Source organism: Synechococcus sp. J7-Johnson, from assembly GCF_024345795.1.
Lineage (GTDB): Bacteria > Cyanobacteriota > Cyanobacteriia > PCC-6307 > Cyanobiaceae > Regnicoccus_A.
This window is the reverse complement of sequence record NZ_JAGQBU010000001.1, coordinates 25,689-37,613: the sequence shown is the minus strand read 5'-3', so window position 1 is coordinate 37,613 and position 11,925 is coordinate 25,689. Positions and strand designations below refer to the sequence as shown.

The window sequence follows — 11,925 nt, the reverse complement described above, 5'->3', positions numbered from 1 at the left end:
GCCTGTACTAATTTGAGTTGCCCGGCGTCAGGGGCCTGCTGTCGCTGTTTTGCCACCGCCTTGATACATCCATCGGCTTTGGTGGCACCTGTAGCTGTGAGGCCGCACGGCGACATCCCCCAGGGTCCGTCCCTTTCCGGCCCGTTCCTTCGCTTTCTTCTGACCATGCCTGTCGACCCCAAGAGCACCGACCTCAGGTCGGCCCAGCCCCGCTCCTCAAGCGCGTCAGCGGCCGGCGCAGCTGAGCGCGACAAGGCCCTCAACCTGGTCCTCGGCCAGATCGAGCGCAACTTCGGCAAGGGCTCGATCATGCGCCTGGGGGATGCCTCCCGGATGCGGGTGGAAACGATGTCCACCGGTGCCCTCACTCTCGATCTGGCCCTGGGCGGCGGGTATCCCAAGGGCCGGGTGGTGGAGGTCTATGGGCCGGAGAGTTCCGGCAAGACCACCCTCACCCTCCATGCCATCGCCGAAGCGCAGCGCCGTGGCGGGGTAGCCGCTTTTGTGGATGCGGAGCATGCGCTCGACCCGGTCTATGCCGCTGCCCTGGGCGTTGATATCGAAAATCTGCTGGTGTCCCAGCCCGATACGGGTGAAATGGCACTGGAGATCGTCGATCAACTGGTGCGCTCCGCCGCCGTCGATATCGTTGTTGTCGACTCGGTGGCTGCGCTCACTCCGCGGGCTGAGATTGAGGGGGAAATGGGTGATCTTGCCGTCGGCAGCCAGGCCCGCCTGATGAGCCAGGCGATGCGCAAGATCACCGGCAACATCGGCAAGTCGGGTTGCACGGTGATCTTTCTCAACCAGCTGCGCCAGAAGATCGGCGTCACCTACGGCAACCCTGAAACCACCACCGGCGGCAACGCCCTCAAGTTCTATGCCTCGGTGCGGCTTGATATCCGTCGTATCCAGACCCTCAAGCGCGGCACGGAGGAATACGGCATCCGCGCCAAGGTGAAGGTGGCCAAGAACAAGGTGGCGCCCCCGTTCCGAATCGCCGAGTTCGACATTCTCTTCGGCCGTGGCATCAGCACCCTGGGCTGTGTGCTTGACCTGGCCGAGGAAACCGGTGTGGTGATCCGCAAGGGTGCCTGGTACAGCTACGGCGGTGACAACATCGGTCAGGGCCGCGACAACACCATCACCTGGTTGGAGCAGAATCCGGAGCAGAAGGAGCAGATCGAGGCCGAGGTCCGGCGGAAGCTCACCGAGGGTGCTGATGTGACCGCTAATTCGCTCAAGCCACTGGCAGCGGCGGCCGCCAAGCTCGCCGCCACCAGCTCGACCGCTTCGTCTGCCTCGGAATCCACCGAATCAGTGATGGAGCACGCTGCTGATGCTCTGGAGCCTGCTGTCAGCTGAGATCAGGGAGGCGCAGCACAGCACAAGCACAGCTCAGATCAGGGGAGCCTCAAGCCTGCTGGCCTCGGGATCTTGCCCGGTGGCCGCAGGCGTTGGGGCGGAGGGTTGAGCGTCCTGCAGGAAGGTGGCAACCCGCTGCAGTTCCTGGATGGCCTCGGCGCCTTCGAGCTTCACCAGTTCGCAGCCGTTGCGAGATTCCACCCAGCTGATCCCGAAATCGGAGACCAGAAAGCGCACCATGTGAGCGTCTCCGAGGTCGGCCACGAACGACGCACCATGGCCATCTCGGCCATCACCGCAGACGTAGCAGGTGGCCACCAGGCCTTTGCGCTGCAGGCTGCTGGCCAGGGCCTGCAGGCTCATCACCAGGTCGAGCACTACGGAGCGGTATTGCTCAGCGAGGCGGGGAAACATCGGTCAGCTCAGGAATTGGGGTGATCCTAAGGTTTTCTTCCACTTTCTGCCACGGCTGGAGCCTGGTGTGGGCAAAGGCGCACCCGATCAATCCGAGAGGGTCCACCAGCCGACGGATGGTCCGATGAAGCGGACTGTGACCCAGAACAGCACCAGGGCTGCAATGCCCACCCAGGCCCCCTGGGTGGAGACCTGAACGAAGCGGTCGGCCTGGCGGCGGGTCAATGGCAGCCAAGGGGCCAGCCGCGGGGAGGTGTCCTTGGCAGAGCTGGGGTTCTTCTGCGGCCCGCGGGGCGGTAAACCCTGTTCCGAGCGGCGTTTGGCCTCTCCCATGCTTCCCGGTGACATCCTGGCTGGCACCAGGCTACGGGCATCGCTGGGGTCACTTGATCGGGTCGTGTTCAGAGCGGCAACAATCTGTTCAGTGCCACCCATGGCTCCAGGGCGCTGAGCACTTGGTGCCCCCAGCTGCGGCTGCGCAAGCGTCCATCCAGCACCGCCAGCCGCCCGCCGCCCCGGCGCAGCCCCGCCAGCGCCAGCTGGAGACGGGTCATGGCCTCCGGCAGCAGCAGTTCCCGGAACCAATCGCGGCCAGCCTGGCGCAGCCGGTTGACCCGCGCTGCCGTGAGTGGGTCTTCGAGGCTGGCGATCGGCAGTGGCCCGACGATCACCTGGCGCGGCAGCGGCAGCCGCCCCTGGTGGTCCAGCCACCACTGCCAGCCGCAGCAGATCACTCCGTTGCTCTCGGGCGCGGTGGTTTCATGTCCCACCCGGCGGCCGAACTCCGCCGCCAGGGCGCTGGCGAGGCTGAGCCGCTGGGTATGCTCATCCACCAGCACGATCGTCAGGCCGCTCTGGCCCAACACCAGTCGCCGGCAGTGATCGAGCAGATGGGTGCCGAAGTGCGGGCTGTTGGGGAAGGGTTGGCCCAGGGGGGCATAGAGCGGCAGCGGATCGGAGAGGGGTGGATCCGAGAGGTTCACATTCACCTGGGGATTGATGCCGGTCAGAGCGGCACTCCGCCCGAACTGGCCCACCAGCACGACGCCGCGATTGTGGAGCAGGCCCTCCATGGCCTCCAGAGGTTCGAGCGGCTGGCGGTGCAGACGCCACTGCAGCAGCTGCCGGTCGACGCTGGCCCAGCTGGTCCAGCCGGGCCCAACAGCGGACCGCCAGAGCTGCCAGGCCTCCGGTAGGGGCCCCAGCAGCGCCAGCAGGTGCCTCAGAGGAGCTTCCTCCTCGGGACTGATCGGGACCAGGCCCGAGGGTGTGGGGGGATGGGCAAAGATTCGACGGCTCATGCGCTCATGCAGCGCCAGCAGGCTGGGTTCGGCGCTGGGCAGAACCCGACGCAGCCGCTCCCAGTCGCCGTTGTCGATCGGACGGTCCAGGGCCAGGCGCAAGTGCTGGTGCAGCCGCTCGGCCTCCGGTACGACCAGTTGCCGCTCCGCTAGCTGGCCCTGGCGCCAGGCCAGCTCCAGCTCAGCGTGGTTCATGAGCCAGAGGGGAGCCACCCCGGGGGCGCCCGCGGATCCTTCCCAGCAGGGCAGTTGCAGGCCCACGGTCTTCAGCCTGGGCATTTCCACCTGCTGCAGGCGTCGGCGCAGGGGGTCGCTGACCACCAGGGCGATCGCGGCTTCCCCCAGGGCCAGGGGTACCAGCAGGCCCACCAGCCAGTCGGGGTCGCTGCCCGGGGCCAGGCGCACCAGTGTGTGATCAGCTCGCCGCAGGCTGCGCGCCACCAGTCGGCTCATGGTCAGGTGGTGCGGCCAGCGGATGCCGCCCTCCTGGCGCAGGAGCTGCTTGAGCTGCTGGTGGGCGCGGGCTTCCAACATCGCGGAATCGTAGGAAGGTGGAGCCAGTGGGCCGTACCAGCGATGACAACCCTCTGGCATGAACGACCGGTGGGAGTGGTGGGCTTGGGCCTGATCGGCGGCTCGATCGGCCTTGACCTGATGGCACTGGGCGTTGAGGTGCGCGGCCTGGTTCATCGCCCGGCCACGGCGGAGCGAGCACGGCAGCGTGGCCTGGCCAGCCAGGTGAGTACGGATCCGGCGGTGCTCAAGGGCTGCGCGATGGTGCTGCTGGCTCTGCCGCTCGATCAGTTGCTGGAGCCCTCGCCTGATCTGCTGGCGGCCCTGCCGGAGGGGGCGGTGATCGCCGATCTGGCCTCGGTGAAGGCACCGGTGCTGGCGGCCTGGGAGCCGCTCGTTCCCCACTTCGTTGCTACCCACCCGATGGCCGGGACGATCGCGGCCGGGGTGGAGGCGGGTCTGCCGAACCTCTTTCGCGGCCGGCCCTGGGTGGCTACCCCAACGCTTCAGACCGACCCCGGAGCGCTGGAGCACGTTCGCGCCATGGCCGTTGCCCTCGGGGCCCAGTGGCTGGAGTGCGAAGCCCATGACCACGACCAGGCCGTGGCCCTGATCTCCCACCTGCCGGTGCTGGTGAGCGCCGCCCTGCTGCGGGCGGCAGAGCATGGGGCAGAGGCGTCGCCCCAGGCGGCTTTGCCCCAGCTGGTGCGTGCCCTGGCCTCCAGCGGCTTCGCCGACACGACCCGGGTGGGCGGCGGCAATCCGGAGCTGGGCATCTTGATGGCGCGGAGCAACCGCGCCGCCTTGGCCGAGGCGCTTGGGTACTACCGCCAGGCCCTCGAAGGCCTTGAAGGTCTGCTCAAGCAGCACGACTGGGACGGACTGGGGCGGGAACTGGAGGCCTGCCGGGACCTGCGGCCTGAGTTTCTCTGACCACCTGGCCTGGGGCCATGGCTGCTGGAGTTCAGGGCAGTGCCAGGCTTCTGCCCCGAGCCTGCAGCAGTTGTCTGCTGGCCATCAACGCCGAGAGGGTCACTCCTGCGGTGCCCTCGCCCGGGTGGATGCTGTCGCCGCACAGCCAGAGCCCCGGCAGTGGGGTGCGACTGGCCAGACCGAAGGGTCCGAAGCGGGATGGGTGCTGTCCCAGCCCGCCCACGAAGCCGAAGGGCCGCCCGGTCCAGCGGGCAAATCCCCGGGGCGTTGCCAGTTCCCCGTGGCGCCAGGCCGTGGCGTCCAGCCCCAGGTTCCGCTCCAGGCCGGCCTGGATCTGGGCCATGGCCTGACCCTTGGCTTCCGCATAGGCCTCTCTCTCCATATCCATCCAGTGGCGTGCCGGGGTGAACACGCTGGCAATCACCGTGGCCTGCCCCGCCGGCGCCCGCCCATCCCCCTCACGGCTCACCGAAACGAACAACGAACCGGGATCGCTGCAGTCGATCTGCAGATGGGCTGGACACTCCGCTGGCAGCAGGGCCCGCTCGACGGCGCCATAGAACACCAGTGCCCCGCTGGGGTCGGGGAAGCTGCTGATGCGCTGGCGGTAGGCCGCAGGCATCGCCTCCCCCAGCAGATCAGCCAGGGACTGGGGGGGCAGTGCCACCACCACATCACCGCTGCAGCTCGTGAAAGGGCGCCCGCCTGCCTCCGTCCCCCGCACGCACCAGACTTTGGGCCCCGCCGCTTTCAGGCTCGTCACCCGATGGCTCAGGAGTAATTCGCCGCCCTGGACCGCCAGGGCGGTTTCGAGCCTTTCACTCAGGGCCTGCATCGAGCCCTGGAGGTGCCACAGGCCCAACGGTGCCTGGGCCATGGACAGCACGCTGGCGCCGTAGAGGGCAGCGGTGCCCTCGGCCGGTTCCTGGGAGTAAAGGCGCAGTTGCAGGTCAAGGAAGCGCCGCAGGCGCTGATCGCTGCCGCATCCGCTCAGGCACAGCAGGTCGGACACACTGGCGAGGGTCAGGGTCCCGCAGGCGAGATTCGCTGGTCTCAGTGCCCCCAGCAACTGCCCCAGGTCCCAGAGGCTGCGGGGTGGCAGCACCGGATCGCGCCGGGCGAATGACCAGTTGGCCTCATGCAGGACTGCGCACAGGCTCCAGAAGCGCTCACTGCCGGGGAACTGCCGCTGGCGCTCCTGGCGCCAGCGCTCGGGATCCCGCCACAGCTGGATGGGCGGCTGGCCGTCACAGAGATCCACCACACAGCCTGGGTCGAGCGGACTGGCAGCAGGCGCCTCAACCCCCAGATGGTGGAACAAGCGCTCGTGGATGCCGCCAGGTTCAAGCCCCGCAACCTGGGTGGCCCCCACATCAAAGACATATCCACCGCGGCGAAAGGTGCCTGCACAGCCCCCAGTCTGGCTGTGGGCCTCCAGCAGCCGCACCGAGAGTCCCTCCCGGGCCAGCAGCGCGGCAGCGGTCAGCCCGGCGATGCCGCCGCCGATGACCGTCACATCCAACAGCGGTGCGTCCCTGGAGGAGGAATCCGTGGCTGGGGAATCCGCGGGGGAGGGACTGACGGCCAAGTGCTGGGCGGCAGGGACGGCGGGCATGCTGGCAGGCGTGGCCTGGCCTGCGATGCGCGAACCCTGGGTGAGCTGGCTGGAGGAGACCCTCGGCCAGGAGGTGGAGCGCTGCCGGCCCGTGGGTGGCGGCTGCAGCCACCGCGCCTGGGCCCTGGAGCTCGCCGGTGGCGGCCGGCTGTTTGCCAAAACGAACCTGGCCAGTCAGCTGCCCGTACTGGAGGCGGAGATGGAGGGTCTGCTGGCTCTGGCCGCGGCAGCCGGAGCTGAGCTGGTGGTGCCCAGGCCCATGCACTGTGCCCTGGCGGGCTCCCAGGCCCTGCTGGTGATGGACTGGTTGGATCTGACCTCTGATGGACCTGGCTTGGGAGTTCCCGGAGTCGGTGTGACCGAGGCCGACCTGGCCTGGGAGTCCGCCGGGGCTGCACTGGCACGGTTGCATCGCCGCAGTTCCGCCTCCGGCTCGCCCGGCTTCGGTTGGCCGCGAGACAACTTCATCGGCAGCGCCACTCAGCGCAATCGCTGGAGCCAGGACTGGGGAAACTTTTTCACCGAGCAGCGCCTGGGCCCGCAGTTGAAGCTCGCCGAGCGCTCGGGCCGGTTGCTGAGGGGAAGCCGGAGGCTGCTGGAGCTCACGCCACAGTGGCTGAATGGCCATGGAGCCGTTCCCTGCCTGGTGCATGGCGACCTGTGGGGAGGTAATGCTGCCCGGATGTCCCCCAGTTCAATCACCCCGAGCTCACCCGGGGTGGCCTTGTTTGATCCCGCCGTCTACTGGGGGGACCGGGAAGTGGACCTCGCCATGGCCCAACTCTTCGGAGGATTCCCGCCGGTTTTCTTCAGCGGCTACGACGGGGAATGGCCCAGGCCCGCTGGCCATTCCCTGAGGTGCCGTATTTACAACCTCTACCACTTGCTGAACCACGCGAACCTGTTCGGTGGTGGCTACTGGGGACAGGCCCAATCCCTGATCGCCGGGCTTTTGGACGGATCGCTGGGTTCCTGGTAGTCGGGTTCTGGCGGTGGCCGCTTCAGCCCAGGTATTCCTGGCGCAGAGTCTGGAAGCGGGACACCACGCCAGAGCGCTTCTCGCTGGTGCTGAGGTTCTTCCAGCTCCATTGGCCAACCACCACCAGGCCGAGGAGCTCAAGCAGGCCTGGCACCACCGGCAGCAGGTTGATGGTGTCGAGCACTCCTTTGATCAGCACCTGAGCCACGATCACCGCCAGCAGGATGCCTACACCCTTGCCGATCCGGCTGATCTGCGACCAGTCCACCTGATCCAGGGTCTGGTTGACCTTGGAGAGGATCTCGCCGTAGCGCTCGCTGAAGTTGGCACCAGCTTCGCTCTCCGCCCATGACGTGCCGGCCTCGCTGGTCGTCGGCTCCTGTTCGGTGGTTGCGTCGCTCATCAATGGAGTGGCGATGGTGTGAGAGTCAAGGGCTCAAGGTATCGGTATGGGCAGCGACTGGCCAGAGCGGCTTGTGGTTGATTCGCATCAGCTGACCGTTCTGCGGGCCGTGCTGGCTGCCGTGGCCCCCCAGGAGGGCTGCGCCTTGCTGCTGGGTCACCCCGCTGGCGCAGGCCCGGGAGCCCCTGCCGTCGCCAGTCTTCGGCTCATCTGGCCTTGCCTGAACGTTTGGCCGCAGAGCGAGCAGCGCTGTGAGCGTTTCGCCATCGACCCCCGCGAGCAGTTGATGGCCCAGAAGTGGGGACGGCAGCGCGGCTGGCAAGTGCTGGGCACGGCCCACAGCCATCCCAGCTCGGCGGCGATTCCCTCCCCCACCGATTGCGCCTGGGCCTTCGCTCCGGCCTTGATGCTGATCCTCGGCGCCTCAGGGGAACTACGCGCCTGGTGGATCGCGGACTTGCCCGGTGATTCGTCCTCCCTGCCGGCTGCGCGGGAACTGGCGCTGGTCCTACCGGCTGTCAGGCCATCAGCGGGGGGCGAGGATTTGGGAGAGTAGGGAGAGGGCCGCCGCACGCGGTCCCTTCTGCGGCCCACGGCCTTCTTGCCCATGCTTCCCCCCGACATCAGCGGCGTCCAGCTCAGTCCCGACGAGGTGGCCCGTTTTTCCCGCCATCTGATCCTTCCGGAAGTGGGCATGGCGGGGCAGAAGCGCCTCAAGGCCGCCTCCGTGCTCTGCGTGGGCACCGGGGGGCTGGGATCCCCACTTCTGCTCTACCTGGCCGCCGCCGGCGTGGGCCGCCTGGGCATCGTCGACTTCGACGTGGTGGATCACTCCAACCTTCAACGCCAGGTGATCCATGGCACCAGCTGGGTGGGCAAGCCCAAGATCGAATCGGCAAAGGCGCGCATCCTCGAGATCAACCCCCACTGCCAGGTGGATCTCTACGAGACGGCGCTCACCAGCGAGAACGCGCTCGAGATCATCGAGCCCTACGACCTGGTCTGCGACGGCACCGACAACTTCCCCACGCGCTACCTGGTCAACGACGCCTGCGTGTTGCTGGGCAAGCCCAATGTGTATGGCTCGATTTTCCGTTTCGAGGGCCAGGCCACGGTGTTCAACCTGGATGCCGAAAGTCCCAACTACCGCGATCTCTTCCCTGAACCGCCGCCACCGGGCATGGTGCCCTCCTGCGCCGAGGGCGGGGTGGTGGGCGTGCTGCCCGGCATCATCGGCGTGATCCAGGCCACCGAGGCCGTGAAGATCATCACCGGCATCGGCACCACCCTCAGCGGCCGGCTGCTGCTCTTCGATGCCTTGGCCATGAAGTTCCGCGAGCTGAAGCTGCGTCCCAATCCGGAGCGGCCGGTGATCGACCGGCTGATCGACTATCAGGAGTTCTGCGGTGTGGGCGGCACGGCGCCGGGCCAGGAGGAGGCCGGCAGTGTGCCCAGCATCACCGTGGCCGAACTCAAGACCGTGATCGACGGTCAGCTGGAGGACATCCTGCTGCTGGATGTGCGCAACGCCCCTGAAGCCGACATTGCCGTGATCCCCGGCTCGGTGCTGGTGCCCCTCGACCGGATCGAGAGTGGTGAGGCGATCGAGGATGTGCGCCGGCTGGCCCAGGGCAAACGTCTCTATGTGCACTGCAAGCTTGGTGGTCGCAGCGCCAAGGCCCTGCTGGCGCTGGGGCGCCATGGCATCGAAGGGGTGAACGTGAGTGGTGGCATTCAGGCGTGGAGTGAGCAGGTGGACCCTGCCGTTCCGATCTACTGAGTGTCTGGGGCCCCATCCCACGCTGCGGGCTGAATGGTCAGCCCGCTCAGTAGTCCACCCCGCGCTTGAGGTCGACGCCCCGCTCGGCGTAGTGCTTGTGGCAGACCATCTCGGAGTGCACGCTGGCCAGATCGAAATAGGCGGGAGGATTTTTGCAGCGTCCCGTGATGATCACCTCCGTTTCCGCTGGTTTGCGCAGCAGGGTCTGCATGATCGGTTCGACCGGCAGCAGCTCCAGATCAACGGTGGGATTGAGCTCATCGAGGATCACGGTCTTGTAGAGCCCACTGGAGATGGCCGCCCGGGCGATTTCCCAGGCACGCTCCGCCTCCACATAATCAATGGGCTGCTGTTGGCCCCTCCAGACGATGGCATCGCGGCCGGAGCGGAGATGATCCACCAGGTGTGGGTAGCTTTCGCGGAGGGCCGCGATTGCCGCGTCTTCGGTGTAACCGCTGCCGCCCTTGAGCCACTGCAGGATGAGCACACGATGGCTCTTGTCCTGGCTGATGCCCCGGCCGATCGCCTGCAGGGCCTTGCCCAGGGCACTGGTGGATTTTCCCTTGCCTTCGCCGGTGTAGATCTCGATGCCGGCGATGCCGGCGCTGTCGTTGGCCTCGCGCCGGTGAGCCCGCATTTCGGAGTGCAGGTCGGCGAGCTGCACCAGTGACCGCGGCGCGCCCCGGCCGGTGACGATCACCTCCATGCCCGCTGGCTTGGCCGCCAGGGTGCGCACCACCTCGTCCACCTCGAGCAGGCCGAGGTCGAGCACCGGGCTGAGTTCATCCAGCACCACCACCGAATAGAGGGCGCTGGCGATGGCACCCCGGGCGATGTCCCAGCCGCGCTGGGCCTCCTGGCGATCGAAGCGGGTGGCCTCCTGGGCGCTGAAATAGTCGCCGCGGCCAGTGCGCACCTGATCGATCAGGTGGGGGAAGCCCTGCTGCAGGGCTTCAATCGCCGCGTCTTCGTCGTAGGCGCGACCGGGGCCCTTGAGGAAGCGCAGCAGCAGCACCCTGGTCCGCTTGCGCTCGCAGATCCCAAGGCCGATGGTCCGCAGGACCACTCCAAGGGCAGCCTGGCTCTTGCCCTTGCCGTCGCCGTCGTAGACGTGCAACTGGCCATGGCTGCGCTCGTGGCTGCCTGAGGCCGTGCGGATGCCGATTGCGCGGGACGACGCACCGGAGGCCGCGCTGGAGGTCGGTGCCATGGCCTGGCCTTCTACGGTTGGATCCTAACGACCCCTGAACGAGGCGATGACCTCCCCGGCCCTCCATCCGCTGGTGGAATTTCTGCCACTGCCGCTGGAGAAGGCCCTCGGCCAGCTGCGTCAGAGCGTCAGAGAGCTGGGCGAGGTGCTGGTGGCCTACTCCGGTGGTGTCGACAGTGCCCTGGTGGCGGCGATCGCCGCCGAGCAACTCGGCGCTGCCGCCGAGGCGGCTACGGGGGTCTCGCCGGCCCTGGCGCCCCATCTGTTGCGGGAAGCCCGCTCCCAGGCGGCCTGGATGGGAATCCGGCATCGGGAAGTGGCCACCGGTGAACTGGAGGATCCCGCCTACAGCAGCAATCCCACCGACCGCTGCTACGCCTGCAAGCGCGAGCTGCATGGCCTGCTGGCTTCTCTCTCGGGCGGCGCCATCCAGGTGCTGGATGGGGTGAACCGCGACGATCTCGGCGATCATCGGCCAGGCATCCGTGCTGCCCGCGAGCGTGGTGTGCGCTCGCCCCTGGCCGAGCACGGCCTCGACAAGGCAGCCGTGCGTCAGATTTCCAGGGCCCTGGGCTTCCCCTGGTGGGACAAGCCGGCCCAACCCTGCCTGGCCTCCCGTTTTCCCTACGGCGAGCCGGTCACGGCCTCGCGCCTGGAGCGTGTTGCAGCTGCCGAAGACTGGCTGCGCCAGCGCGGAGTTGAGCAGCTGCGGGTGCGCTGTCAGGGGGCGACTGCGCGTGTGGAGGTTCCCGCCGACCAACTTGACGGTCTGCTCAGCTGGTTGCCGCGCCAGGAGCTGGTAGAGGCGTTCAGATCCTTTGGTTTCGCCGCTGTCAGCCTGGATCTTGAGGGATTGATCAGCGGCAAGCTCAACCGTGAGGCGAGCCTGAAGCCAGCAGCCCCGAGGCCACTGGCTTCAACCGGCCTCAGGCAGCCAGATCCAGGGGTTCCCTGATCTGCTCGCTGATTGAGTCGGGAGTTTCCCGGCGGAAACTCTTGAGGTTGCGGCTGGCCGCCTCAAGCTCATCGGCCAGCACCTGACAGGCACGCTCGGGCATGGTGTGGTCACCGCAGGTGAACACGTCCACCGCTGCATAGCCCGACTCAGGCCAGGTGTGGATTGAGATGTGAGATTCAGCCAGCAGGGCCAGACCTGTGACACCCTGCGGTTCGAAGCGGTGGGTGATCAGATTGAGCAAAGTGGCGCCGGCACGTTTCGCTGCAGTCGTGATGGCGTCTCTGAGAAAAGCTTCGTCGTTGAGCTTTTTTGAATCGCAGTTGTAAAGCTCAAGGATGCAATGTTTCCCCACCATGTCGCTGGTCGTGGGGGGTTGGCTTTGAAAGCTCTGGGTGCTTTGGGCTCCACTCCATCCCGGGTTGGGGTGGAGGCAGGGCAGGCTCTGGGTCATCGA

At 67.2% G+C, this 11,925-nt stretch carries 13 protein-coding genes; 6 read left to right on the top strand and 7 right to left on the bottom strand.

Going from position 1 to position 11,925, the window contains the following annotated elements; genetic code table 11:
• The first annotated feature begins 165 nt into the window (after positions 1-165).
• The gene (recA, locus tag KBY93_RS00205) at positions 166-1,365 is read left to right on the top strand and encodes a recombinase RecA (RefSeq protein ID WP_255092206.1); all 1,200 of its coding nucleotides are present in this window, start codon (positions 166-168) and stop codon (positions 1,363-1,365) included.
• Between the two features lie 33 nt (positions 1,366-1,398).
• On the opposite strand, the gene KBY93_RS00200 is transcribed toward recA, so the two are convergent.
• From KBY93_RS00200 to KBY93_RS00190, 3 genes are all read right to left on the bottom strand, one after another.
• The gene (locus KBY93_RS00200; protein WP_255092205.1) at positions 1,399-1,779 is read right to left on the bottom strand and encodes a DUF1815 family protein; all 381 of its coding nucleotides are present in this window, start codon (positions 1,777-1,779) and stop codon (positions 1,399-1,401) included.
• 87 nt (positions 1,780-1,866) lie between these two features.
• Entirely contained in the window at positions 1,867-2,112 is a 246-nt protein-coding gene (locus tag KBY93_RS00195; RefSeq protein ID WP_255092413.1) for a DUF2839 domain-containing protein, read from the bottom strand.
• A 68-nt stretch (positions 2,113-2,180) separates the two neighbouring features.
• On the bottom strand, positions 2,181-3,614 hold the full coding sequence (locus tag KBY93_RS00190; RefSeq protein WP_255092204.1) for a helicase: 1,434 nt from the start codon (positions 3,612-3,614) through the stop codon (positions 2,181-2,183).
• Between the two features lie 42 nt (positions 3,615-3,656).
• Here KBY93_RS00190 and KBY93_RS00185 point away from each other — a divergent pair, with 42 nt between their 5' ends.
• A complete protein-coding gene (locus tag KBY93_RS00185) occupies positions 3,657-4,526 on the top strand; it encodes a prephenate/arogenate dehydrogenase (RefSeq protein ID WP_255092203.1) in 870 nt (289 codons plus the stop codon).
• A gap of 31 nt (positions 4,527-4,557) precedes the next feature.
• Here the strand turns inward: KBY93_RS00185 and crtD are convergent, their stop codons facing one another.
• The gene (gene crtD / locus KBY93_RS00180) at positions 4,558-6,141 is read right to left on the bottom strand and encodes a C-3',4' desaturase CrtD (RefSeq protein WP_255092202.1); all 1,584 of its coding nucleotides are present in this window, start codon (positions 6,139-6,141) and stop codon (positions 4,558-4,560) included.
• Here crtD and KBY93_RS00175 point away from each other — a divergent pair.
• Positions 6,032-7,120 carry a fructosamine kinase family protein gene (locus KBY93_RS00175; protein WP_255092201.1) on the top strand — a complete coding sequence of 363 codons (1,089 nt, stop codon included), beginning with the start codon at positions 6,032-6,034 and terminating at the stop codon, positions 7,118-7,120. The two genes, crtD and KBY93_RS00175, sit on opposite strands and share 110 nt — an antisense overlap.
• 22 nt (positions 7,121-7,142) lie before the next feature.
• On the opposite strand, the gene KBY93_RS00170 is transcribed toward KBY93_RS00175, so the two are convergent.
• Positions 7,143-7,523, bottom strand: coding sequence for a CAAD domain-containing protein (locus KBY93_RS00170; RefSeq protein ID WP_255092200.1), 381 nt, complete (start codon positions 7,521-7,523; stop codon positions 7,143-7,145).
• 46 nt (positions 7,524-7,569) lie between these two features.
• Here KBY93_RS00170 and KBY93_RS00165 point away from each other — a divergent pair, with 46 nt between their 5' ends.
• Complete coding sequence (locus KBY93_RS00165) at positions 7,570-8,079, top strand: M67 family metallopeptidase (RefSeq protein ID WP_255092199.1); 510 nt, start codon at positions 7,570-7,572, stop codon at positions 8,077-8,079.
• 51 nt (positions 8,080-8,130) lie between these two features.
• Complete coding sequence (moeB, locus tag KBY93_RS00160) at positions 8,131-9,303, top strand: molybdopterin-synthase adenylyltransferase MoeB (RefSeq protein ID WP_255092412.1); 1,173 nt, start codon at positions 8,131-8,133, stop codon at positions 9,301-9,303.
• Between the two features lie 46 nt (positions 9,304-9,349).
• Here the strand turns inward: moeB and KBY93_RS00155 are convergent, their stop codons facing one another.
• Positions 9,350-10,513: a cob(I)yrinic acid a,c-diamide adenosyltransferase gene (locus KBY93_RS00155; protein WP_255092198.1), complete on the bottom strand. Its 1,164-nt coding sequence runs from the start codon at positions 10,511-10,513 to the stop codon at positions 9,350-9,352.
• A gap of 46 nt (positions 10,514-10,559) precedes the next feature.
• On the opposite strand from KBY93_RS00155, the gene larE reads away from it, so the two are divergent.
• A complete protein-coding gene (gene larE / locus KBY93_RS00150; RefSeq protein ID WP_255092197.1) occupies positions 10,560-11,468 on the top strand; it encodes an ATP-dependent sacrificial sulfur transferase LarE in 909 nt (302 codons plus the stop codon).
• Here the strand turns inward: larE and speD are convergent.
• The gene (gene speD / locus KBY93_RS00145; protein ID WP_255092196.1) at positions 11,440-11,922 is read right to left on the bottom strand and encodes an adenosylmethionine decarboxylase; all 483 of its coding nucleotides are present in this window, start codon (positions 11,920-11,922) and stop codon (positions 11,440-11,442) included. The genes larE and speD overlap by 29 nt on opposite strands.
• Positions 11,923-11,925 lie beyond the last annotated feature (3 nt).

What these genes read in the sequence shown, in the direction of transcription:
- KBY93_RS00200 (WP_255092205.1), bottom strand. Translation starts at nt 1,779, where the DNA reads ATGTTTCCCCGCCTCGCTGAGCAATACCGCTCCGTAGTGCTCGACCTG.
- KBY93_RS00165 (WP_255092199.1), top strand. Translation starts at nt 7,570, where the DNA reads ATGGGCAGCGACTGGCCAGAGCGGCTTGTGGTTGATTCGCATCAGCTG.
- crtD (WP_255092202.1), bottom strand. Translation starts at nt 6,141, where the DNA reads ATGCCCGCCGTCCCTGCCGCCCAGCACTTGGCCGTCAGTCCCTCCCCC.
- larE (WP_255092197.1), top strand. Translation starts at nt 10,560, where the DNA reads ATGACCTCCCCGGCCCTCCATCCGCTGGTGGAATTTCTGCCACTGCCG.
- recA (WP_255092206.1), top strand. Translation starts at nt 166, where the DNA reads ATGCCTGTCGACCCCAAGAGCACCGACCTCAGGTCGGCCCAGCCCCGC.
- KBY93_RS00155 (WP_255092198.1), bottom strand. Translation starts at nt 10,513, where the DNA reads ATGGCACCGACCTCCAGCGCGGCCTCCGGTGCGTCGTCCCGCGCAATC.
- KBY93_RS00170 (WP_255092200.1), bottom strand. Translation starts at nt 7,523, where the DNA reads ATGAGCGACGCAACCACCGAACAGGAGCCGACGACCAGCGAGGCCGGC.
- KBY93_RS00185 (WP_255092203.1), top strand. Translation starts at nt 3,657, where the DNA reads ATGACAACCCTCTGGCATGAACGACCGGTGGGAGTGGTGGGCTTGGGC.
- KBY93_RS00190 (WP_255092204.1), bottom strand. Translation starts at nt 3,614, where the DNA reads ATGTTGGAAGCCCGCGCCCACCAGCAGCTCAAGCAGCTCCTGCGCCAG.
- moeB (WP_255092412.1), top strand. Translation starts at nt 8,131, where the DNA reads ATGCTTCCCCCCGACATCAGCGGCGTCCAGCTCAGTCCCGACGAGGTG.
- KBY93_RS00175 (WP_255092201.1), top strand. Translation starts at nt 6,032, where the DNA reads ATGACCGTCACATCCAACAGCGGTGCGTCCCTGGAGGAGGAATCCGTG.
- speD (WP_255092196.1), bottom strand. Translation starts at nt 11,922, where the DNA reads ATGACCCAGAGCCTGCCCTGCCTCCACCCCAACCCGGGATGGAGTGGA.
- KBY93_RS00195 (WP_255092413.1), bottom strand. Translation starts at nt 2,112, where the DNA reads ATGGGAGAGGCCAAACGCCGCTCGGAACAGGGTTTACCGCCCCGCGGG.